Source organism: uncultured Maricaulis sp. (assembly GCF_963975345.1).
In the GTDB taxonomy this organism is placed as follows: domain Bacteria; phylum Pseudomonadota; class Alphaproteobacteria; order Caulobacterales; family Maricaulaceae; genus Maricaulis.
On the sequence record NZ_CAXBGE010000010.1, the window covers coordinates 51,052 to 74,156 of the forward strand.

General features: G+C 63.2%; 23 protein-coding genes. 11 read left to right on the forward strand and 12 right to left on the reverse strand.

Annotated elements, in window-relative coordinates; all coding sequences use genetic code 11:
- Positions 1–93: 93 nt before the first annotated feature.
- Entirely contained in the window at positions 94–1,575 is a 1,482-nt protein-coding gene (locus tag AAC029_RS11690; protein WP_339747891.1) for a peptidase S10, read from the forward strand.
- A gap of 3 nt (positions 1,576–1,578) precedes the next feature.
- Here AAC029_RS11690 and AAC029_RS11695 read toward each other — a convergent pair whose 3' ends face one another.
- The 8 genes from AAC029_RS11695 to petA form a co-directional block, all read right to left on the reverse strand.
- Entirely contained in the window at positions 1,579–2,238 is a 660-nt protein-coding gene (locus AAC029_RS11695) for a hypothetical protein (RefSeq protein ID WP_339747894.1), read from the reverse strand.
- An 84-nt stretch (positions 2,239–2,322) separates the two neighbouring features.
- The gene (locus AAC029_RS11700; protein ID WP_339747897.1) at positions 2,323–2,850 is read right to left on the reverse strand and encodes an adenine phosphoribosyltransferase; all 528 of its coding nucleotides are present in this window, start codon (positions 2,848–2,850) and stop codon (positions 2,323–2,325) included.
- A gap of 33 nt (positions 2,851–2,883) precedes the next feature.
- Complete coding sequence (locus tag AAC029_RS11705) at positions 2,884–3,525, reverse strand: glutathione S-transferase family protein (protein ID WP_339747900.1); 642 nt, start codon at positions 3,523–3,525, stop codon at positions 2,884–2,886.
- Between the two features lies 1 nt (position 3,526).
- Positions 3,527–3,925, reverse strand: coding sequence for a lysozyme inhibitor LprI family protein (locus tag AAC029_RS11710; RefSeq protein WP_339747903.1), 399 nt, complete (start codon positions 3,923–3,925; stop codon positions 3,527–3,529).
- Between the two features lie 104 nt (positions 3,926–4,029).
- On the reverse strand, positions 4,030–4,905 hold the full coding sequence (locus AAC029_RS11715) for an S-methyl-5'-thioadenosine phosphorylase (protein ID WP_339747906.1): 876 nt from the start codon (positions 4,903–4,905) through the stop codon (positions 4,030–4,032).
- An 80-nt stretch (positions 4,906–4,985) separates the two neighbouring features.
- Positions 4,986–5,789: a cytochrome c1 gene (locus AAC029_RS11720; protein WP_339747909.1), complete on the reverse strand. Its 804-nt coding sequence runs from the start codon at positions 5,787–5,789 to the stop codon at positions 4,986–4,988.
- 13 nt (positions 5,790–5,802) lie between these two features.
- Positions 5,803–7,101, reverse strand: coding sequence for a cytochrome b N-terminal domain-containing protein (locus tag AAC029_RS11725; RefSeq protein WP_339747912.1), 1,299 nt, complete (start codon positions 7,099–7,101; stop codon positions 5,803–5,805).
- Positions 7,098–7,724 (reverse strand): ubiquinol-cytochrome c reductase iron-sulfur subunit, encoded by a 627-nt coding sequence (petA, locus tag AAC029_RS11730; RefSeq protein WP_339747915.1) that lies wholly within the window; start codon positions 7,722–7,724, stop codon positions 7,098–7,100. The genes AAC029_RS11725 and petA overlap by 4 nt, the downstream gene beginning before the upstream one ends.
- Before the next feature lie 181 nt (positions 7,725–7,905).
- On the opposite strand from petA, the gene AAC029_RS11735 reads away from it, so the two are divergent.
- The 5 genes from AAC029_RS11735 (at position 7,906) to AAC029_RS11755 (ending at position 12,628) form a co-directional block, all read left to right on the forward strand.
- Positions 7,906–8,352 carry a TrmH family RNA methyltransferase gene (locus tag AAC029_RS11735; RefSeq protein ID WP_339747918.1) on the forward strand — a complete coding sequence of 149 codons (447 nt, stop codon included), beginning with the start codon at positions 7,906–7,908 and terminating at the stop codon, positions 8,350–8,352.
- Between the two features lie 324 nt (positions 8,353–8,676).
- Positions 8,677–9,966 carry a DEAD/DEAH box helicase gene (locus AAC029_RS11740; RefSeq protein ID WP_339747921.1) on the forward strand — a complete coding sequence of 430 codons (1,290 nt, stop codon included), beginning with the start codon at positions 8,677–8,679 and terminating at the stop codon, positions 9,964–9,966.
- A 75-nt stretch (positions 9,967–10,041) separates the two neighbouring features.
- Positions 10,042–10,953: an oxygen-dependent coproporphyrinogen oxidase gene (hemF, locus tag AAC029_RS11745; RefSeq protein WP_339747925.1), complete on the forward strand. Its 912-nt coding sequence runs from the start codon at positions 10,042–10,044 to the stop codon at positions 10,951–10,953.
- 74 nt (positions 10,954–11,027) lie between these two features.
- Positions 11,028–11,840: an AraC family transcriptional regulator gene (locus AAC029_RS11750; protein ID WP_339747927.1), complete on the forward strand. Its 813-nt coding sequence runs from the start codon at positions 11,028–11,030 to the stop codon at positions 11,838–11,840.
- A 77-nt stretch (positions 11,841–11,917) separates the two neighbouring features.
- Complete coding sequence (locus AAC029_RS11755) at positions 11,918–12,628, forward strand: CPBP family intramembrane glutamic endopeptidase (RefSeq protein ID WP_339747930.1); 711 nt, start codon at positions 11,918–11,920, stop codon at positions 12,626–12,628.
- A gap of 64 nt (positions 12,629–12,692) precedes the next feature.
- Here the strand turns inward: AAC029_RS11755 and AAC029_RS11760 are convergent, their stop codons facing one another.
- From AAC029_RS11760 to AAC029_RS11775, 4 genes are read right to left on the reverse strand one after another with little or no spacing between them, the layout of a single operon-like run.
- The gene (locus AAC029_RS11760) at positions 12,693–13,931 is read right to left on the reverse strand and encodes a CCA tRNA nucleotidyltransferase (protein WP_339747932.1); all 1,239 of its coding nucleotides are present in this window, start codon (positions 13,929–13,931) and stop codon (positions 12,693–12,695) included.
- Complete coding sequence (locus AAC029_RS11765) at positions 13,928–14,248, reverse strand: DUF6111 family protein (RefSeq protein WP_339747935.1); 321 nt, start codon at positions 14,246–14,248, stop codon at positions 13,928–13,930. Before AAC029_RS11765 ends, AAC029_RS11760 begins: the two co-directional genes overlap by 4 nt.
- Positions 14,249–14,251: 3 nt before the next feature.
- Entirely contained in the window at positions 14,252–14,869 is a 618-nt protein-coding gene (locus AAC029_RS11770) for a CoA pyrophosphatase (RefSeq protein WP_339747938.1), read from the reverse strand.
- On the reverse strand, positions 14,856–15,431 hold the full coding sequence (locus AAC029_RS11775; protein ID WP_339747940.1) for a DUF1285 domain-containing protein: 576 nt from the start codon (positions 15,429–15,431) through the stop codon (positions 14,856–14,858). Before AAC029_RS11775 ends, AAC029_RS11770 begins: the two co-directional genes overlap by 14 nt.
- A gap of 82 nt (positions 15,432–15,513) precedes the next feature.
- On the opposite strand from AAC029_RS11775, the gene AAC029_RS11780 reads away from it, so the two are divergent.
- From AAC029_RS11780 to AAC029_RS11800, 5 genes are all read left to right on the forward strand, one after another.
- Positions 15,514–16,512: a MoxR family ATPase gene (locus tag AAC029_RS11780; protein ID WP_339747943.1), complete on the forward strand. Its 999-nt coding sequence runs from the start codon at positions 15,514–15,516 to the stop codon at positions 16,510–16,512.
- A gap of 4 nt (positions 16,513–16,516) precedes the next feature.
- Entirely contained in the window at positions 16,517–17,413 is an 897-nt protein-coding gene (locus AAC029_RS11785; RefSeq protein WP_339747945.1) for a DUF58 domain-containing protein, read from the forward strand.
- Positions 17,413–20,178, forward strand: a complete 2,766-nt coding sequence (locus AAC029_RS11790; RefSeq protein WP_339747947.1) for a DUF4159 domain-containing protein — start codon at positions 17,413–17,415, stop codon at positions 20,176–20,178. The genes AAC029_RS11785 and AAC029_RS11790 overlap by 1 nt, the downstream gene beginning before the upstream one ends.
- A complete protein-coding gene (locus tag AAC029_RS11795; RefSeq protein ID WP_339747950.1) occupies positions 20,175–22,229 on the forward strand; it encodes a hypothetical protein in 2,055 nt (684 codons plus the stop codon). The genes AAC029_RS11790 and AAC029_RS11795 overlap by 4 nt, the downstream gene beginning before the upstream one ends.
- Positions 22,230–22,388: 159 nt before the next feature.
- Entirely contained in the window at positions 22,389–23,090 is a 702-nt protein-coding gene (locus AAC029_RS11800; protein ID WP_339747954.1) for a pirin family protein, read from the forward strand.
- Positions 23,091–23,105 lie beyond the last annotated feature (15 nt).

The window sequence follows — 23,105 nt, forward strand, 5'->3', positions numbered from 1 at the left end:
CGCGCCAAGGCGAATTTCCAGCCAACCAAACTGTAACTTTCCCTCAGGACCCCAGCGCTTTAGACCGCCGTGAAATTATTGGAAGGAAACACCATGATCCGCACACTTGTCGCCACGCTCAGCCTCGCCATGATTTCCGTCGGCGCTGTCGCTGAGGAGGCCGCGCCAATCCCCGAGGCGCGCAGCTATGAAACCAGCGGCCAGGTAACGGTCAACGGACAGCGCGTGCGATATACGGCAACGGCCGGTGAAACCTATCTGCGTGATAGTGACGGCAATCCAACGGCCTCGATTTTTGCCACAACCTACATCGCGGACGGCACCAGCGATCCTCGCACCCGCCCGGTGGCCTTCGTCTTCAATGGCGGCCCGGGCTCGGCCAGCCTGTGGCTCCATATGGGCGTATTCGGGCCTCAGCACCTGGTTCTCCCGGATGCCGGCGACGACGGCGCCGCGCCCTATGATATTGTTGAGAACACCCGCTCCATTCTGGATGTGGCCGATTTGGTATTTATCGACCCGGTCGGCACAGGCTGGAGCCGCCCACTCGGCGAGCATGAAGGCTCTGAATTCTGGGGCGTGAACGAGGACGCCGCAAGCCTGGACCAGTTCATCCGCATCTGGCTGTCGGAGCATCAACGCTGGAACTCCCCGAAATACCTGCTCGGCGAGAGCTATGGCACAACGCGTGTTGGCGCCCTGCTGAACCAGCTGGAAGGCGGCTACACCGACGTCGCCATCAACGGCGTCGTGTTGATCTCGACCGTTCTGGACTTCCGCTATAACGACACGTCGGACGGCAATGATGTCGGTTATGTCGCCTTGATGCCCGGCTACGCGGCGGCCGCCTGGCATCACAACCGTATCGACCGCTCCGCCTGGAACAATGACATCGACACATTCCTCGCCGATGCGCGCACCTTTGCCATTGAAGACTACATGCCCGCGCTGATGTATGGCGTCTCGCTGCCAGCCGAACGCCAGGCACAGATCGCCAGCGAATTGTCTCAGTTTATCGGCCTGCCCGCGGTCTATCTTCAGCGTTCCAATCTGCGCGTCCCGCTCAGCCGGTTCCAGCGCGAGCTGCTGCGCGACCAGGGCCTTTCAGTCGGTCGCTTCGATGCCCGCTATACCGGCATCGAGATTGATGGTGTCGGCGAACGGCCGGATGCTGATCCGAGCTTTTATGGCATTGATGGCGGATACACCGCCGCGATGCAGGACTATTTCGGACGCACCCTCGGGGTCGATCTGACCCAGCCCTACGCCACCCTCGGCGATGTCGGAGACTGGAACTGGGATACCGGTCGGATGGGCAATAACAGCTACATCAATACCGGCCCATGGATCGCCCGCGCCATGCGGCAGAATTCAGACCTGCAAGTACTGGTCGCCCAGGGTTATTACGATCTGGCCACCCCGTTCATGGGCGCGGAGCTAATGTTCCACCAGCCCGGCTTTGTGCAGGACCGGGTGCATATGCGCTATTATGACAGTGGCCATATGGTCTATCTCAACGATCCGTCGATGACGGCGCTCACCGACGATGTGCGCGGCCTGATCACCAACCGCTAAGGCCTATTTCGCCTCGCGCGTCAGATCAAAGCCGGCCGCGATGGCGCAGATCACAAAATACATCACCACTGCGGAGGATCCGGCGACAGCCAGGTCCTCCGGCGGTGGGGTGGTCATGCCGAGATAGAACAGACCCAGCATCAGGGCCGTAGCGATGAAGGGCCAGATCCGCCCCATAATGCCTTTGGCGCGCGTGCCCATCAGATAGATCGCCATGCTGCCGAGAAAGATCGTCAACTCGAGCCCCATGGCGACGGGGAAATTATTCCACAGGCCGAAGCCGAATTTGATGTCGGAGCCGGGATAGAGCAGCAGGTCGGGCACGTGCACAATCAAATCGGTGAGCCAGTGCGAAAAGACAGCCACGCCGACAACAATGCCTCCGAGACGCTTCTCCTTGCGGGCGATCAGGCTCCAGAGCAGGCCGGCACCGAGCGACCAGACCAATGCCATGAGCAGGCTGTGGGTCCAGGGCATGTCGTAGAGGTCGAGACTGTTGGAGGCCGTAAAGCCCTCAATGATCCGGACATGTTCAACGCCGGTCGCAATGAAAGCGCCCCAAGCGATATCGACCAGCTGCACGGCGGCGAACAACACCCAGAGCGGAACCGTTTTGGCGATGCGCTTGCCGATAAAGGCTGGCGCGTAATGGCCGATGAACATGGATGCCTCCCCCTGATGTCAGGGCTGCGACCCTAACAGGGCTGAGCGTGGCGGCGATACCGTTTTCTGAGGCCGCGCCCCTAATCAGTGCCCGTCATAGGACACAAGGCTGGAGACCGGCACGCCGAGCGCTTCGATCCGCGTAGCACCGCCCAGATCGGGCAGGTCGATGATGAAGGTGGCGCCAACCACCGTCGCACCGGCGCGCTGTAGCAGCTTGATCGAGGCCTCTGCCGTGCCGCCGGTGGCGATCAGATCATCGACCAGCAGGACGCGGTCGCCCTCGCACACAGCATCACTATGGATCTCGATCGTGTCGGTGCCGTATTCCAGCGCGTATTCCTCGGACAGGGTGCGCCAGGGCAGCTTGCCCTGTTTACGCACCGGCACGAAGCCGACCGATAATTGGTGCGCCACGGCACCGCCAAGGATGAAGCCCCGCGCCTCGGTGCCAGCCACCTTGTCGATCTTTGCCCCGGCCCAGGGCTGAACCATCTGGTCGATGGCGACGCGAAAGGCACGTGCATCGCCGATCAGGGTCGTCACATCGCGAAAGATGATGCCCGGCTTGGGAAAGTCGGGGATGCTGCGAATGGCGGCTTTGAGATCCATCAAATCGATTCCGTTTCAGTGTCAGGTCAAATGTCAGGCGTGCTGGTGGTCAGGCGGCAACAGGTCTTCGCGCTGGGCCGCGTCGAACCAGTCGCGATAGTCTTGATCGGCCAGCAGCGTATCGCAATAGACCTGCGATGCAGCATCCAGCGGGACGGCGAAATGATGGAATCGCGCCGCGACGGGGGTGAAGAAGGCATCGGCGATGGTCCAGCTGCCAAACAGGAACGGCCCCTCGCCGCTTCGCACCGCCGCCCACATCGCTTGAATGGTGGCGATATCCTTGCGGGTCGCGTCGTCGAGCGTGATCGCGGCGACCGGCCGGCACAAATCCATTGAACAGCTTCGGCGCAGGGCGAAGAAGCCGCTATGCATCGCCGCCGTCACGGAGCGGGCCTGACCGCGAATAGCGGGATCTGACGGCCAGAGCTGCGGTGCGCGCTCGGCAACCCATTCGCAGATCGCCAACGAATCCCAGATTGCCACGCCGCCCGTTTCCAGCACCGGCACCGTGCCGCCGGGCGATGCCGCCTCGAGCGCGGCGCGCGTGCCAGGCAGGTCGAGCGGGATCATGTGCTCGTCGAAATCAATCCCGCCTTTGCGCAGGGCGAGCCAGGGCCGCAGCGACCAGCTGGAAAGGCGTTTATTGCCGATATGCAGGATGGGCCGGCTCATCTCAGTGCTCCAGCAATTCCGCCGCCCGCGCCCGATCAAGAGCGATCTGGCAATCGAGCACGATTTCCTCACGCGATTCATCGCTGACAAACATCAACGACCCACGTCGTGCGCACTCGGCGTCCCGATACTGGATCCAGACAGTTTGGGCCTGATCGAGGCTCGCCTCGGCGTTGAACATGCTGCCGGAATCGAGATCGGATTCACGGGCATCTTCGCGAGCCTGTTCATGGGCGGCCTGCAGAGTCGTTTCCGCCTCACGCAACAGCGTATTCAGGCAGGCGCGGCGGGCGCGCGCATCGGTCACGTGCTCAGCGCATTCAAACGCCGGACGCGGATTGGGCGGCGCCAGCGCCGGCGCACCGCCCTGGACCAGCAAGGCCATCACAAAAACCAACATCACAAACTCCCGACAACAACAGCGGCCTTTATGGACGAGGGCAGGATCGCGGAAAAGGCCTGTCGGCTTCAACCGCGAAAATCAGTCGGCTCGGCCGTGCCACTTCAGCCAAGCACGCGCCCGGCAATCCCGGTCAGCCGTCGCACCATCTCAGGGTCGCGCGCCGCAGCGGGCGTGATGATCGCCGTATCGAGCACGGTCTCTATCCCGTCGGGGCTGGGTGTTCTGACTTTGCCGGACATGGCCGACGTCAGACGTTCGAGCAATTGCTTCGCCTTGACGGTGTTGGCGCGCATCACTGCGATCACTTGGGCGACATCGACACTGTCAGTGTGTTCGCGCCAGCAATCATAATCGGTGACCATGGCAATCGAGGCATAGGGCAGCTCGGCTTCGCGAGCGAGACGCGCTTCGGGCATATTGGTCATGCCGATCACATCCAGACCCCACTGCCGATAGAGCTCGCTCTCGGCGCGGGTCGAGAATTGCGGACCTTCCATCGCCAGATAGGTGCCACGCGGCGTCAGCGCGATGCCGGCCGCCGTCCCGGCCTCGGCCACGAGCCGTGAGAGGCGGCTACAGACCGGATCGGCCATCGGCACGTGTGCAACACAGCCCGGCGCGAAAAAGCTCCTCTCGCGTCCCTGAGTGTGGTCAACATACTGATCGACGATCACGAAGTGGCCCGGCGGCAGCTCCTCGCGCAGCGAGCCGCAGGCGGAGATCGACAGGATGTCGGAGCAACCGGCCTGTTTCAGCGCCGTGATATTGGCGCGATAGGGAATATCGCCGGGCGGCAGGCGGTGACCCTGGCCATGGCGTGGCAGGAAGACCAGCGGCACACCATTCAGCTCGCCGAACGTCAGTTCGCTGGAAGCCTCGCCCCACGGCGTTTCGATATGTTCGCGACGCAGATTCGTCAGGCCATCGAGCTCATACAGTCCCGAACCGCCGATAATGCCGAGCGTCCATTGGCTCATCGGATCATCCTCCCGTTGGAACACGAAAAAGGGCTGCGAACTTGCGTCCGCAGCCCCAATTCATGCCGCGCAGAGCGCGATCAATGCTTCACCTTGGCCCAGATCTGCCGGTAGGCGATATAGACGAGGATTGCGAAGATGAAGAGGTAGAGCAAAACCATCACGCCCATCTGCTTGCGCGCTTCCATGTGCGGATCGCTGGCCCAGGTGAGGAAGGTGACGATGTCTTCCGACATCTGTTCCATCGTCGCCTCGGTCCCGTCGGCATAGGTGACGCTGCCTTCAAACAAGGGTGGCGCCATGGCGATCACGCCGCCAGGGAAATACGGATTGTAGTGCTTGCCCGGCGCGACATGGACATCCGCCGGAACTTCCTCGTTAAAACCGAGCAGCAGCGAATGGACGTAGTCCTGGCCGTGGTGACGTGCCTTGATGATCAGCGACAGGTCCGGCGGCAGGGCGCCGCCATTGGAGCCGCGAGCCTGCTGCGGATTGGCGAAGGGCGATGGGAAGGCATCGCTCGGCACGCCGGGGCGCTCGAACATATCGCCGGCATCGTCCGGGCCATCTTCGATCATGTAACCGGCTGCAATCTGCATCACGATCGCATTGTCATTGGCATTGGGGAATTCAGCACTCTCGAACGGGCCACCCGCCTCGCCGAGATTGCGGAAATGAATCAGGTCCAGCGAGTGACAGCTGGAACAGACTTCCTGATAGATCTGCAGGCCACGCTGGACCGCTTCACGGTCGAAGGTGCCGAACGGCCCGGCATTGTGCCAGTGGAAATGCTCAGCTTCACGCTGGCCGGCGGTCGAGGCCCAGGCAATGCCCGAGAGGCCAAGAGCTGCCAGAGCAGCGACGAAAATGCGGGTCATCTTCATGATCATCGCTCCCCTATGCCTTGGCCGTGCCGAGAACGGCCGCTTCAATTGAAACGGGACGGTCCAACGGCTTCTCTATCAGTCCCATCACCGGCAAAACGATGAGGAAGTAGGCAAAATAGTAGAATGTCAGGAATTGCGCGAACCAGACGAATTTCAGACCGGTCGCAACACCCTCGGCATTGTGCCCCATCGTAAAGACGAGATCGTCCGGATTATTGGCACCGCACCAGCCCAAACCGAGGCAGGCCAGCAGGAACAGGATGAAGAACACCCGTGTCACCGGACGGAAGCGCATCGAGCGCACTTTCGAAGTGTCGAGCCAAGGCAGGACGAACAGGATCAGGATCGCACCAAACATCGCCGTCACACCGCCAAGCTTGGCATCGATCGGGCCGATATCGAACGTGATCGCCCGCAGGATCGCGTAGAAGGGCAGGTAATACCATTCTGGAACAATGTGCGATGGCGTCGAGAGCGGATTGGCCTCGATGAAATTGTCGGTATGGCCCAGAGCATTTGGCAGGAAGAAAACGAAAGTCGCGAAGATGATCAGATAGACGACGATCGCGAAGCCGTCCTTCACCGTATAAAACGGGTGGAAAGGCAGCGTGTCTTTCTTGGTCTTCACTTCGATACCGACCGGATTGCCATTGCCCGGAACGTGCAGCGCCCAGAGGTGCAGTGCAACGACGGCGGCAATCACGAAGGGCAGCAGATAGTGCAGCGAGAAGAAGCGGCTCAGCGTGGCCTGGCCGACCGAGAAGCCGCCCCACAGCCATTCGCGGATCGCATCGCCAATGAAAGGCAAAGCGCCGATCAGATTGGTGATCACGACTGCACCCCAGTAGGACATTTGTCCCCAGGGCAGCACATAGCCCATGAAGCCGGTCGCCATCATCAACAGATAGATCACGACACCGAGGATCCAGAGAATTTCGCGCGGTGCCTTGTAGGAACCGTAATACAGGCCGCGGAACATGTGGATATAGACAGCAACGAAGAAGAAGCTGGCGCCATTGGCGTGCATGGACTGGATCAACCAGCCAAATTTCACGTCGCGGCGAATGCGCTCGAGGCTGTCGAAGGCCATGCTCTCATGCGGGATGTAGTGCATGGCGAGCACGACGCCGGAAATGATCTGGATGACGAGGAAGATCGCGAGGATCCCGCCGAAGGTCCACCAGTAATTGAGATTTCGCGGTGTCGGGAAATCGACGAAACTGTCATAGCCGAGGCGGATGATTGGAAGTCGCGCATCCATCCAGCGCGTGAAACCGGTTTTCGGCTCGTAGGTCGAAGGACCGCTCATGATGCAACCCACCCTGATTGTGCAGCTTCTTCTGGTGACAGACCGATCTTCACGGTCGTTTCTGTTTCAAAGTAATAATCGGGAACCGCCAGGTTCTCCGGAGCCGGGCCGCGACGGATACGCGCCGAACCGTCATAATGCGAGCCATGACAAGGGCAGTACCAACCGTCGTAATCGCCCATATTAACGCCGATGCCGAGCGGAACGCAGCCGAGATGGGTGCAGATGCCGATCACGATGAGATATTCGGCCCGCAAGACCCGGTTCTGGTCCGCCGCCGAGGCGTTTTCCATACCGGCATTGCGATTGCGCGACACATCATCGACCAAAACATTCAGCGGCACGGCGCGCGCTTCGTCGATCATGGCCTGTGTGCGATGGCGGATAAAGACCGGCCCACCGCGCCACATGACCGTGATTTCAGTGCCGTCGGTGACGGCCGAAATATCAACCCGGATCGAACCGAGTGCGCGCGTGTCAGCGGCCGGGTTCATCTGATCGATGAAAGGCCAGATCGCCAGACCGGCGCCCATCGCGGCAGCGCCTGTGGCCGCGATATAGATGAAGTCGCGGCGAGATGGTTCCTGACCAAGTTCACCGAGCGCGCCGTTCTGTTCCGTCACGAGCCGACCTCTTCTCTTTTCTTAAACGGGGTCACGCGATTGCGCCCCCCTGCCCCAGATAACTTGACGTCCTCGCGGAAGCGAGGTTTGACGCCGTATAACCTAACGCCGGATTGGCTGACCAGTGCATGGCGCAATGCCGCACACTGGATTCGACCATCGGCCTGTAGCGCGGCTTAAAATGCGGATCGTTTTTTTTCAACCTGATATTCCGCAGAACCTGGGTGCGGCCATGCGGGTTGCCGCCTGTTTTGGGGCCGGGCTCGACATCGTCGAACCCTGTGCATTCCCTTTGACAGACAGGAAGATACGCGCTGCCGCGATGGACTATGGTGCGGCAATTACGCCCACCCGGCACAGTTCATGGACTGCATATCAAAATAGTGCAGAAGCTGCGCAAGGCCGGCTTGTGCTGTTCACAACCGCCAGTGCGGACGAGATTTGGGACTTCAATTTTTCTGCAGATGACCGGCTGCTTTTTGGCCGCGAAAGCGCCGGCGTGCCGGAAAACGTCCACGAATCAGCTGATGAGCGGGTGCGAATTCCGATTCGCGACGGCATGCGCTCGCTCAATGTGACGGTTTCCGCGGCTATCGCACTGGCCGAGGCGAGCCGGCAAATGCGTTAACTCGCCGGCGGGGCATCTAGCCACCAGCGCCGGCCTCGAACCGGCTCGCATCAATTATGCCTTGCGCTGCAGTGCAACATGTGACCATCTCCCCCTGCCTGCGCACCACGCGTAGACGCCATGGTGAGTCAAGGCGCGCAGGAAGTACCGGCAGACGGCTGCTTTTTCGCTTCCGACCGCCATCAGCGCCCCCGGGCATTGGCCACTTGCTGGTCGGTGTCGCAGGAGCATCGCCGAGCGGCTGACCTACGCAAGCTTCTTTTAAAATTTATTCGGTGCAGCGTGCGGACGAATCCGTGCGCGCGCCTCAATATGAGTGTCCATTTGACCCAATTTGCAGATCTCGGCCTCGCCGAACCCGTCCTGCGCGCCATCACGGCCGCTGGTTATGAAACCCCTACCCCCATTCAGGCGAAAGCCATCCCCACCCTGCTCGAAGGGCGCGACCTGATCGGTATCGCCCAGACCGGTACCGGCAAGACCGCCGCTTTCGTGCTGCCTTTGCTGACGCGCCTGGCCGAGGCCAATGAGCGCGCCAATCCGCGCAATTGCCGTGCCCTGATCCTGGCGCCGACCCGCGAGCTGGCCGCCCAGATCGACGATTCCATTCGCGACTATGCCAAATTCATGAAGCTCAGCCATTGTGTGGTTGTCGGCGGCGTGAAGCCTCGCCCGCAGATCAAGAAGCTTGAGGGCGGCGTCGACATTCTTGTCGCCACGCCGGGCCGCCTGCTTGACCATGTCTCGACCGGCGCGCTGCGCCTCGATGGCGTCAAGACCGTGATCCTCGACGAAGCCGACCAGATGATGGATCTCGGCTTCATGCCGGCGATCCGCCAGATCATGTCCAAGCTGCGCAAGACGCGCCAGACGATGCTGTTCTCGGCCACAATGCCGGCCCAGATCCGCAAGCTGGCCAGCGACTTCCTCAATAACCCAGCCGAAGTCAGTGTCGCGCCGCAATCCAAGCCGATCGAACGGATTGAACAGCATGTCATGCTGATGGATGCCTCAGCCAAGCGCAACGCCCTGCGTGACATCCTGAAGGCCGACGACGTCAAACTCGCCATCGTCTTCACGCGCACCAAGCGCGGCGCCGACCGTGTCGTTCAAAATCTGGAAAAAGACGGGCTGCGCGCTGCCGCGATCCACGGCAATAAGAGCCAAAACCAGCGCGAGAAAACGCTCGCCAATTTCAAGAATGGCTCGACCAATATCCTGGTTGCGACCGACATTGCCGCGCGCGGCATTGATGTCGACGGCATCACCCATGTGGTGAATTACGAAATGCCGACCGTGGCGGAAGTCTATGTCCACCGGATCGGCCGCACCGCGCGCGCCGGCACTGATGGCATCGCGATTGCCCTCGTGGAACCGGACGAACGCACCATGCTGCGCGAGATCGAGAACCTGATCGGCAAATATCTGACGGCTGAAGGTGCTGCCCTGCACATTCCAAAGCCGATCAAGAAGCCCAATGGCGGCAATCGCGGTGGCGGTGGTGGCGGACAACGCCGCGGCGCCCGTCCGCAAGGCCAGACCGTGACTGCAACCGGCTCACGCAAGCCTGGCGGTCGCCGCCCGGGCCAGAGTGGCCAACGCAAAGCGGGTTAAACCGCTACGAGTTGTCGCGGGCCGCAAATGGCCCGCGACCTTGCTCTTCGCGTCTGGCCCCGTATTGATGGCGCCATGATGACGACAGACACACAACCCACACCCGATCTGACCGCCGAACTCGACAGCCGCCGCGCCAAGGCCCGCGCCTGGTTCGAGCATTTGCGCGATTTGATCTGCACCGAATTTGAACGCCTCGAAGACGAGGCCCCCAGCGCGCTCTGTCCCGGCCAGCCCGGACGTTTCGAACGCGAGGCCTGGTCGCGCGGCGATGGCTCATCCGACCAGGGCGGCGGCGTCACCTCGATCATGAAGGGCCGCCTGTTCGAGAAGGTCGGGGTGCATGTCTCGACCGTTCATGGCGAGTTTTCCGAACAATTCCGCGCCCAGATCCCCGGCGCCAGCGAAGACCCGCGTTTTTGGGCCTCGGGCATTTCGCTGATCGCCCACATGTGGAACCCACATGTCCCGGCGGTGCACATGAATACGCGCTTCATCACCACCACAAAGGGCTGGTTCGGCGGCGGCATGGATTTGACCCCGGTGCTCGACCGCTATCGCAATCAGGACCATCCCGACAGCCTCGATTTCCACGCTGCCTGCCAAGCGGCCTGTGACAAGCACGACGCCGATTTCCATGCCCGCTTCAAACAATGGTGCGAGGAATATTTCTTCCTGCCGCACCGCAATGAACCACGCGGCATTGGCGGCATTTTCTACGACCGTCACGATACCGGTGACTGGGGCAAAGATTTCGCCTTCACCAAGGATGTCGGCCTGGCTTTCCTCGACATCTACCCGCAACTCGTACGTCGCCACATGGCGACGCCCTGGACAGCGGCGGAACGCGAGGAACAGCTGGTTCGGCGCGGTCGCTATGCCGAGTTCAACCTGCTGTATGATCGCGGCACCAAGTTTGGCCTCGAGACCGGCGGCAATGTGAAGTCGATCCTGTCATCCATGCCGCCCGAGGCCAAATGGCCGTAAAGGCACAGTCTGCTGCATCCAATCCGCGCGCCCACGCATCTAACTGATGTCAGCGGAAACGAAGTGAACGCATTTTGCCAGAGACTCAAAGCGATAGCGGGATCAGGCGGTTTGAGGCCTGCATCGGTGACACCGCTTTCTCGCCGCACCGCCATGATGTTTACACGCTCGGCCTGACGATGCGCGGTGTGCAGTGCTTCAATTATCGCGGCGCGGCGCGTCAATCCCTGCCGGGCGAATTGGTGGTCCTCCACCCCGACGAACTGCATGACGGACATGCCGGCACGGATGACGGCTTCGCCTATCGTGCCCTCACCATCCAGCCCCACAGCATCAGCGCCATCCTGCCCGGGCAGGACCTGCCCTTCATTGCCGGCGGACAGTCATCGAGCGCCCGTCTGATACAGGCCGTCAGCGCCATCCTCGCCGACCTCGACGAAGCCCTCGATCCGCTGCACGCCGCCGACGCCCTGTTCGACATCGCCACCGCCCTTCATGCCGCCGCCGGGCACACACCGCCAAGCGGTCATCTCGATGCCCGCGCCACCGAGCGTGCACGCTCCTATATCCACGAGCACCTGGACGAGCAGGTCTCGATGGACGATCTGGAATCTGTCGCCGGGCAGGATCGCTGGCAGCTCTCGCGCGATTTCCGCCGCCTGCACGGCACCAGCCCTTATCGCTATCTGCTGATGCGGCGGCTCGATGCGGCGCGCGACCGCATTCAGCGCGGCGAGAGCTTCGCCCAGACTGCCTTGGCTTGCGGCTTCAACGACCAGAGCCATATGACCCGCCATTTCAAGGCCGCCCACGGATTGAGCCCATTCCGCTGGAAGCGCAGCATCACCCCGGACGCCCGCATGGCCCGCACAATCATACAAGATTGAAACCGGAACCCATGGGAAAAGAGAGCCTGTTCGCAACTCGGCGAACCGGCTCAACCCTCAACTCCCATGGTATCAAGATGTCTGTCTACGCCCCTCACAAGCCCCGCTTTCTCGTCCTCGAGCTGGCTGCGGTAATCGCCTGCCTGATCCTGACGAAGCTGGCCTTTGATCCGATCGCCTGGCGTTTTGCCGGCCCGATGTCGATGGCCTGTACGATCACCTTCATCGCCCTGCTTGCCCGCATGCGCTCCGAAACATGGTCCGATTTCGGACTGCGCGGCCTGCCGGGCATGAAATCAAAACTCTGGTTCCTGCCTCAGGTCTTGTTGGGCGTGATCGCGATCATGGGGTCCGGAGCCGTGGTCACCTTTGGCGGTGACGCGTTGGGGCTTTGGGACGTCAATGCGACACCCGCCGGTGTCGAAGATCGCTTCGCCGGTGTCACAGGCAATCTGCCGCGATATTTGATGTGGATGGGGTTGGGGATTGTCAGCGGTGGCTTTGGCGAAGAAATCTTCTTCCGTGGCTATCTGATGCGCCGCGTTGAGGGCATCCTGCCTGCTTCCGTGCTGCGGCCGGTGTTGATGGTCGTGCTGCCGGCGCTGATGTTTGGCGCCGTGCACTTTTACTATCAGGGCCTGCGCGGCATGCTCTCCATTGCCGCCATCGGATTCGCAATGGGCACGCTTTACCTGCTCTACAAGCGCAATCTCTGGCCGCTGATCATCGCCCATGCCATTGTCGATTCGATCGGCTTCACAGCGCTTTATCTCGGAGTTGAGGCCTAGCCGCCCAAACAAAAGCCCCGGTCGAAGACCGGGGCTTTTTCGTTCGCGGGAATGATTGCGAAGCCTAGTGTTTCAGGCGCGCAATGAGCGCTTCCTTGGTTGGCTCGAAGCGTTCGGAAATCCAGTGTGCCTTGAGCGCATCCATCGCATCACCGAGCATCGGACCGGGCTCATAGCCGAGCAGAATGAGATCGCCGCCGGAAACCGGGAAATCGGGCTGTTGCCATTCGCGGGCGAATTTGGCCAGCAGGGTCCAGTCGCGCGGCGGCGGCGCGACATCACCGGCGGCGCTGAGCCGCACCTGGTCTTCAAACGCCCGCGCGCCGAGCGACATGATCGCCCGTTCCGCTGCGGCCATGTCGGTGAATGCTGCCTCGACCTCGCCGCACAGCGACGGATCAACCGCGCCCTGCATGCGTTGGCTCTCGGCATTCGACATTTTGAGTTTGGCTGCCATGATCCTGATCCTTTCGGGCCCGCCGCCGACCAGAGCCACAAACCGCAAGAGCGGATCGGGTTCCAAGCCAGCTGAGATATCTTGGTCTATAATACCTACAAGGATTCTTAAGGATCCGTTCACCCCCAAAATTTCGGACAGTATTTCATGTGTCGCCATCAGCGCCACGGCAGGACCGGGATTGGGGGCTGAGAGCAGTTTTTTCAGTTCCAACCAGACCCGCTCGGCCGACAAAGTGTGCAATCCCGCCTTCAGGCGCTGCGCCGCCGCCAAGCCTTCAGCGTCGGGCGCGCCGGTGCCGTACCAAGCCTCAAAGCGGAACAGGCGCAGGGTGCGCAGATAGTCCTCGCGTATCCGGTCCTCGGCCGAGCCGACAAACACGAACCGGCAGGGGTCGAGATCGGCCAGCCCGCCGGTCGGGTCATGAATTATGCCGTCATTGTCGGCATAGAGTGCGTTGAGACGAAAATCGCGGCGCCGGGCGTCTTCGCTCCAGTCATCGGTGAAAGCGACAACGGCGCGGCGTCCATCGGTCTCGACATCGCGGCGAAGGGTCGTGACTTCAAACGGGCGTCCGTCGGCCACCACCGTGATCGTGCCGTGGCGAATGCCCGTCGGCACCGGTTTCAGCCCTGCAGCCCTTGCCGCCGCCATCACCTGGTCGGGCAAGAGCTGGGTCGCGATATCGACATCGGCGACCGGCTTGCCCAGCAGGGCATTTCGCACACAGCCGCCGACATAGCGGGACGCACCGGCCCGCGCGGCATCAAGCGCGGCCATCACGGCCCGCGTCGCCGGATCGCGCATCCAGGCTTGCGCCGCTGGATCGAGGCGGGGCAGTGTCATTGCGGGTCTGTGACGTCACCCGTCTCGGGCTCGGTCGCCGCCGCCGTCTCTTCGACCGGGATGAAATAGCCGGGAACGACCTGGCCATCGACCATACGCGATGGCACATAAAGCTCGCCCTCATGCCCGCCCTGGCTCGATTCCAGCAAGACGAGCGAAACCAGAACCAGCACCGAAAGCCCGGCCCCGATCGCCGCCAGCCGCAGCGTTGGCGTGGGCTTGATCGGCGCGTCGGTATTGGCCTGCCAGCGCCAGATGAAGAAAATCAGGAAGGGCAGGAGGAAGGAGGCAATTTCGATAATCGTGATGCGGATCATGTCTTATCCATACAGCTTGTCGTGTAGCGACTTCAGCAAGCCTGCCGTGACTCCCCATATATAGCGATCCTGCCAAGGCATTGCATAGAAATGACGCTCCTGCCCCTGCCAGACACCCGAGCGTTGGTGGTGATTGTGCGGATCCATCAAAAACTCGAACGGCGCTTCGAACACGCTGGCGACCTCGCCGGGGTCGGGCCGCAGGCGATAGCCGGGCCGTAACACGCCGACGAAGGGCGTGATCTGAAAGCCGGTGCCGGTCTCATAGGATTCAAACCGGCCCACCAATTCGACATGTTCAGGCCCGACGCCGATCTCTTCCTCGACCTCGCGCAGGGCGGCTTGGGCCGGGCCGGCATCGCCGGGATCGAGACTGCCGCCGGGAAAGCTGATCTGGCCGGGATGCTTGAGCAAATGACTGGCGCGCTCGGTAAAGAGCAGACGCGGCGGGCCGTCATGCAGGATCAGCGGCGCCAGAATGGCCGCCTGGCGCAGCTTGCGGCCGCTCGGAGAGGGAAGGCCATTAAGGTCGCCATCGCCGCGGAAGCTCACGCCGCTATCGTCATCGACCGGGTCGAGCCGCTGCCGCATCAGATCGAGCAGGCCCTCAATCACGGGCATCGGCCCGTTCCAGGGCAAAGAAGGCACCGCCGCTCCAGACACCGGTCACACCCTCATGCTCGACCGCCAGTTCGGCCAGTTCGTAAAACACCGGCCGGGTCATCAGCGCATTGAGGCGCCCACGTATCCGCACCAAAGGCGTCGGCTCGCCTGTGGCCGGGTCAATCCGGACATCAATCGGATGATCCGGTCCGGCTTCGGCCAGATCATCGAAATTTGTCGTAAATATCAGCGATTGCGCCTGCCCCTCGCCGGCGGCGTCGACTCGCACGGCCACAAAGGGCGCGAGCTCGACCTGGATGGCGATTTTTTCAGCTGGCGTCACAAGATAATGAACGCCGTCGTCATCTTTTCGCAAGATTGTGGAAAACAGCCGTGACAGAGGTTGGCGGGTGATCCGCTTTCCCTCATGCCACCACGAGCCATCCCGCTTGATGACCATATCCATCTCGCCACAATATTCCGGGTGCCAGCGCTCGACCGGCGGCAGGCCGTCGCCGGCGCTGCGGGCCGCTTGCAGCAGGGACTGCATTGCATCTGGCATTTCAGGGCTTGAGGCCATGGACAGCTTTCATGCGTGACGCCATGCTCACAACGAGCAAATTGGCATATGAACCATCTGTATCGCGAAGGATTTTAGGACGATGACCGAGATGAATGAAGCCGGTACAGAGTTAATTGCCCAAGCAGACGCAGCTACGGCGCGTTTGCAGCAGGTTCGCGACTCAATTGGGCGTGTGATTTTCGGCCTCGAAAACGAGATCGAACTCTGCCTTGCCGCCATCCTGTCAGGCGGGCACGCCCTGCTGGTCGGCGCACCGGGCCTCGCCAAGACGCGCCTTGTGCAGGCGATTGCGACGGCGACCGGGCTGGAGACCAAACGCATCCAGTTCACACCCGATCTGATGCCGGCCGACATCCTCGGCTCGGAAATCCTCGAAGAGGGTGATGACGGCAAGCGCCATTTCCGCTTCCTGCCCGGTCCGGTCTTTTGCCGCCTGCTGATGGCGGATGAGATCAACCGCGCCAGTCCGCGCACCCAGGCGGCCCTGTTGCAGGCGATGCAGGAGGGTCATGTCACCATTGCCGGCGAACGCCATGACCTGCCCCAACCCTTCCACGTGCTGGCGACCCAGAACCCGATCGAGCAGGAAGGCACTTACCCGCTGCCCGAAGCCCAGCTCGACCGTTTCCTGCTGCGCGTCGACATACCCTATCCGACCCGTGAGGCCGAACGCCAGGTCCTGCTCGCCACCACGGGTGCCAACGAGACCGATGCGGTCAAGATTCTCGACGCGGCCGAAATTCTCAAACTCCAGGCCCTTGTCCGCGCCTTGCCGGTCGGCGAAAAAGTGCTCGATGCCATTCTCGACCTGCTGCGTCTGGCGCGACCTGAGGAAACCGATGTCGATGCCGTCCGTACCGGCGTCTCCTGGGGGCCCGGCCCGCGTGCCGGTCAGGCCCTGATGCTGGCTTGCCGCGCCCGCGCTCTGTTGCAAGGCCGTCTGGCGCCATCGACCGAAGATGTCGCGGCGCTGGCCGAGCCGGTGCTGAAACACCGCATGGCGCTGTCCTTCGCGGCGCGCGCTGACGGCCACACACTGGAAGGCCTGATCAAATCCCTCGCCGAGCGGGCGGCCTGATCCCATGAGTGAGGGCGTCGATCGCCATTCGGAATCGCGGGTTGTGCAGCTGCGCCATCAGGGCGAGGCGGCCGCTGCGACCTTGCCAGCCCTGATGGCCGAAGCGACGCGCATCGCCGCGACGGTTGCCCAAGGCGTGCATGGACGGCGCCGCGCCGGTGTTGGCGAGAGCTTCTGGCAGTATCGCCATCATCGTCCCGAGGACGGCCGCGCTGCGGTCGACTGGCGCCAGTCGGCGCGCAGCGATCAGCTCTTCGTACGCCAGAATGAGTGGGAGGCCGCCAATACCGTCTGGCTCTGGCGCGACGGCTCGCCCTCGATGCGCTTCTCCTCCTCAAGAGATCACGCCAGCAAGATCGACCGGGCCGCCGTCTGTCAGATCGCGATGGCGGCCTTGCTCACTCAAGGCGGCGAACGGGTCGCGGTGTTGGGCGAATCGGCGGTTGCCCGCACCGGGGCGCTCGGACTGGAACGCACCTCGCGGCGTCTGGCGCTCGGGCCGGGCGACATGACCGCCGTCGAAGCGCCAAATATCGGCCGTTTCGGACGCGTCGTGCTGGCGAGCGATTTCCTCGATCCTCCGGAGACTTGGGCTGCGCGGCTGTCACGCTTCTCCGGCATGGAGGCGGAAGGCGTGCTGCTTCGCATTGTCGATCCAGCCGAGGAAGACTTCCCCTATTCCGGCCGCACCCGATTTGAAAACCCTGCGGGCGGCGAAGGCCTGTTATTTGGCCGCGCCGAGGAAGCGCGTGTCACCTATCGCAAACGCTGGGCCGAACAGGGCGACGCACTGGCAGCCCTGGCGCGCCAGTTCGGCTGGTCGCTCGTGACCCACCGCACAGATCGCACCGCGACCAGCGCCGTGCTGGCGCTATACCGTGCCCTGGCGAGGGACGCGTAATGTTTGCCCTCGGCCCCCTCTCCTTCGGCGCACCGCTGGCCCTCATCGGCCTGTTGAGCCTGCCGATTCTTTGGCTGCTGCTGCGCGCAACGCCGCCGGCACCCAAGCGCGCCATCTTCCCGCCGCTGCGTCTACTGTTCGGCGCGCCGGATGATGCCGAGACACCGCAACACGCACCCTGGTGGTTGATCGTGTTCCGCCTGCTGATCGCCGCCCTGGTGATCCTCGGCCTGTCGCGCCCGGTCTGGACACCGGCGGCTGTGGTCGACGAGACGCGTCCCGAGCTGATTGTGGTCGATAATGGCTGGGCCGGCGCCGCCAGTTGGGGCGAAACCAGCCGCGAGGCGATCCGCCTGCTCGACGAAGCGGAACGCGATGGGCGCCTTGCAGCAATCATTTTCACCGCCAATAGCGGCGAAGCTCCAGCGCCACTGCGTCTGGACCGGCCGGACGCGGCGCGGCGCCTGCTGGCTAGCGCCAGCCCAATGGCCTGGACGGTCGACCGCAATGGCGCCGCCAGCCGCATCGCGGCCGCCCTTGATGACGGCGCTTTGACTGATGCGATGGCGATCACTTGGCTGAGCGACGGTATCGACAGCGATGGCAGCCGCGCCCTCGCCCGCGCCCTCGCCCGCGCCCTCGCCCGCGCCCTTTCAGGGCTCGGCAGTGTCCGTGTAGTCGAGCCGGACAATGGACGCGCCGCTCTGGCGATGGCGCCGCCGGAGCCGACCGCCTCTGGCTTGGCCATCGAATTGCGCCGGGTAGCAACCGGCCTGCCGCGCACCGCAGCAATCACCGCCTTGGGCAATGATGGCCGCGCCATCGCCCGCACCGATCTGACCTTTGAAGCCGATAGCGGCATCGCCCGCTCCGAACTCAGCCTGCCGCTCGATCTGCGTAACCGGATCGCCAGCCTGCGCGTCGAGGGCGTCGGCAGCGCCGGTTCCGTGCGGCTGATGGGTGATCAATGGCGCCGGCCTCGCGTCGGGCTGATCGATGCGCCCAATGAGGACGGTCAGCCACTCCTCTCCGACCTGCATTATGTCGAAAGCGCCATCGCGCCCTTCTCTCAGCCGGTACGCGGCACGCTCGATGACCTGCTCGAAAGCGAGCCCGCCGCCCTGGTGATGGTTGACGATGCCCGCACTGACGACGTCCGGATCGGCGAATTCGTCGCCAATGGCGGCCTGCTGATCCGCTTCGCCGGACCGCGACTGGCCGCACGCGGTGACAGTCTTTTGCCGGTCGACCTTCGCGTCGGCGGGCGTTTGCTCGGCGGTGCGCTCAACTGGGAAGAGCCCCAGCGCATTGCCGCCTTTGGCGATGATTCGCCCTTCGCCGGCCTGCCGCCCGATGCCACGGCCACGGTTGATCGTCAGGTTCTGGCCCAGCCGGGCACCGCGACGCCAGACCGCGTCTGGGCGCGGCTTGAAGACGGCACGCCGCTGGTCACCGCTGTACGGCGTGGGCGCGGCTGGATCGTGCTGTTTCACGTCACCGCCGGACCGGAATGGTCAGACCTGCCCCTGTCGGGCCTGTATCCACGCATGCTGCAACGCGTCCTCGGCCTCGCCCAGGGCGGAGCAGCGACCGGCCCGGCCAATGGCGCCTGGGCTCTGGATCGCGCTCTCGATGCGGGCGGACAATTGACCAGCGCGCCCAATAGCGCCCGCCCCGTGACCGTCGCCAACTGGGAGGCCGCAAGCGCCAGTCCAATCTCGCCGCCCGGCCTGTATCGGCTGGGCTCGGCAACCGCCGCGCTGAATGTGATCAAAGCAGACACCGTCATTGCCGCCCTGCCACGCGATCTGCCCGGCGTTCAATTCGCCGGCCTCGACGGCCCACGGCCGCTTCGCTTTATTGCCGCCCTGCTGACGCTCGCGCTGATCATGCTGGCGCTGGACGTGGGGCTGGCGCTCGCTTTGGCAGGCCGGCTGCCGCTGCGTCTGTTTGGCGCCACCGCGACCGTCTGGCTGATCGCCCTCGCCCTGCCGCTCGCGCCGCCGGCCGATGCGCAACCGACAACGACCCCGCCGCCACCGGTCAGCGATGACAGTTTCGCACTCGAGGCTGCACTCGATCTGCACTTTGCCTATGTCATCACCGGCAACGCGGCCGTCGATGCCCGCAGCCAGGCCGGCCTGACCGGGTTGAGCCAAGAGGTCACCCGCCGCAGCGCCATTGAACCGGCACCGCCCATGGGCATTGATGTCGAAACCGACCCGCTGATCTTCTTTCCTTTGGTCTACTGGCCAGTGGCACGCGATGCTCACGCCCTGTCGCCAGCGGCCGCCGCGCGGGTGACGGATTACCTGCAATCGGGCGGACTGATCGTATTCGACACCCAGGATGCCGATGTGGCGATGTTGCGCGCCGGAGCGCCGCATCCCGGCCTGGTGGCCTTGCTGGACAGTCTCGACCTGCCCCCGCTCGGTCCGGTTCCGAGCGATCACGTGCTGACCAAATCCTTCTATCTGCTGCAAGAATTTCCCGGCCGTTTCTCAGGCAGTCCAGTCTGGGTCGAAGCCAATCCGGACGGTACATCGCGCGACGGCACCTCCGGCGTCATCATTGGTGCCAATGATTGGGCCTCGGCTTGGGCCGTCGACGCTGCCGGCCGGCCTTCGGCGCCGGTTGAAGGCGGCGAACGTCAGCGTGAGATGGCGATCCGCTTCGGCGTCAATATCGCGATGTATGCGCTGACCGGAAATTACAAGGCCGATCAGGTCCACGTCCCCGACATTCTCGAGAGGCTGGGCCAATGAATGCGACCGCCCTCGATTTCGCACCACTGATCCCTTGGTCTTTGCTGGCGGGACTGACCGGTTTTGCCCTGCTGACCATCCTCGCTGGCGCTTGGCAAAAGCTGGACGGTTGGCTGTGGCGCAGCCTCGCCGTGGCCGTGCTGGCTCTGGCGCTGGCCAATCCATCCCTGGTCGAGGAAGAGCGTGACCCGCTGACCGATATCGCCGTGCTGGTGACCGATCGCAGCGCCAGCATGGAGGTCGGCGAACGTGCCGAAGCCGCCGATGCCATGGCCGCCGCAGTCCGGCAATTGGCCGACCGCGATCCTTTGCTCGATCTGGTCGAGGTCGGGGCCGGCACCAGTCCGGACGGCACGCGCTTGTTCGAAGCGCTCAATGGCGCCCTCGCCAGCGTCCCGCCGGACCGGCTGGCCGGGGTGATCCTGACGACGGACGGGCAGATCCACGATGCTCCGGCCGATCCGGACACACTCAATCTCAACGCTCCGGTGCACCAAGCCATGGCCGGGGATCGCAGCGCCGGCGACCGGCGGCTGGTGATCGAGGAAGCGCCACGCTACGGCATTGTCGGCCAGACCGTCGCCTTCGTCCTGCGCGTCGAGGACGATGCGATGGAGGGCACGGCGATGGTGTCCTTCCGCTTTGAGGGCGGCGAGCCGCAAACCCACCGCATCCCGATTGGCCGGTCCACTCGCGTCGAAGTGCCGATTGAACGCCGCGGCCAGAATGTGATCGAGGCCGAAGTCGAGCCCGGTCCGCAAGAATTGTCGCTGATCAACAACCGCGCCGCTGTCTCGGTCAATGGCGTGCGCGATCGCTTGCGCGTGCTGCTGGTGACCGGCGAGCCGCATAACGGGGCCCGCGCCTGGCGCAACCTGCTCAAATCCGACCCATCGGTCGATCTGGTCCATTTCACAATCCTGCGGCCGCCGGACAGGCGTGACAGTACGCCGGTGGAAGAACTCGCCTTGATCGGCTTCCCGGTGCAGGAACTGTTCGTCGAGCGTCTGAGCGAATTCGATCTGGTGATTTTCGACCGCTATCGCCGCCGCAATATCATGCCGCCGATCTATTTCGACTATATCGCGCGCTATGTCGAAAATGGCGGCGCCTTGCTGGTAACAGCCGGACCACCTTTCGCCGGACCACCGAGCCTCTACCGGACGCCACTCGCCGCCGTGCTGCCGGTGCGTCCGACCGGCTACATCACCGATGGCGGATTCACGCCGCAGACGACACCGACCGGCATGCGTCACCCGGTCACCGCCGGGCTTGAAGGCGGCGGCGAACATCCCACTTGGGGCCGCTGGCTGCGCGAAATTCATGGTGTCTCGCTGGGCGGGGAAACCCTGTTGCAGGCACCGGACGGCAATCCGCTACTGGTGTTGCAGCATTCGGGCGAAGGCCGCGCCGCCATCGTGATGAGCGATCAGACCTGGCTCTGGGCGCGCGGTTTCGAAGGTGGCGGCCCCTATGCCGAAATGTTCCGCCGTGTCGCCCACTGGCTGATGAAAGAGCCCGAGCTCGACGAAGAAAGGCTCACAGCCTACGCCAATGACGGCTCGCTGCATGCCAATCGCGTCACCCTTGCCGATACCGCACCGCCGCTGCAGATCACCTGGCCCGATGGCGAACAGCAAATCGCAAGCATGAGCGAGGATGCAGACGGGCGCTATTCTGTCGCCGTACCGGCCAGCGGGTCCGGCTTGGTCCGGCTGCGCTCCGGCGATTTGACGACGGTCGCGGCCCTGGGCCCGCTCAATCCGCTCGAATACGCCGATTTGCGGCCGACACCTGAGCGGCTCGCCCCGGTGCTCGATGCCACGGGCGGTGGCCTGTTTGCGATTGGCGAAGGCAGTGAGACCCGCTTGCCGGATCTGCGCCGTACCCGCCTCGGCGCCGACCAAGCCGGCCGCGGCTGGCTCGGCCTGCAGCGCAATGAACGCTATATCGTGCGCAGCTCCCACGCTCGCCCGGTTCTGCCCGCCCTGATCATCGCCCTGCTGATCGCGGGCTTCATGGGGCTGGGCTGGTGGCGTGAAGGCAAATAGCCACAGGGCATCGATCTGACTGGCGGCGGGGCGTTGAGCGTCTGGAACAGATCGATCGATTAGTTCCAGACTGGAATGACTCACCCGCCACATCGCCTGTTATTCCCACCTGTCAGCGGACCCATCTATGCGGTCAACACAGACAGATGGAGATCGATCATGATCGAGAAACGCGCATTTGACGGCCTTGGCCGGTTCAGAACTGACTGGCTCAACGCCCGGCATCATTTCAGCTTCGGGGGCTATCATGACCCGGACCGGATGGGTTGGGGTGCCTTGCGGGTCTGGAATGATGACGAAATCTCCGCCGACGGTGGTTTCGCGCCGCATCCGCACGAAAACATGGAAATCATCACCTATGTCCGCGAAGGCGCGATCAGCCATCGCGACAGTCTCGGCAATGCAGGCCGCACGATGGCGGGTGACGTCCAGGTGATGTCGGCGGGCAGCGGGATCCGGCACTCGGAATTCAACCAGGAAGCCGAATCCACCTCGCTATTCCAGATTTGGATCCTGCCGCGCGAAGCCGGCGGCGAACCGCGTTGGGATAGCGCCGCCTTCCCGACTGGCGACCGTACCGGCCAGCTGGTCGTGCTTGCCTCGGGCGATCCTGAGACGGATGGCGGCTTGATGATCCGCCAGGACGCCAAGGTGCTGGGTGCAACGCTATTGGAAAGCCAGTCGGTCACCCATGCGATCAAGCCCGGTCACCGCGCCTATCTGGTGCTCGCCATCGGCAGCGGCACGGTCAATGGGGTCGAACTCGACGCTCGTGATGGCGCCGCCATCCGGGACGAGGCTGAAATCACCATCTCGGCGACGACCGCGCTTGAGCTGGTGATGGTGGAGGTGCCAGAATAAGCTGGCGCGTTCACC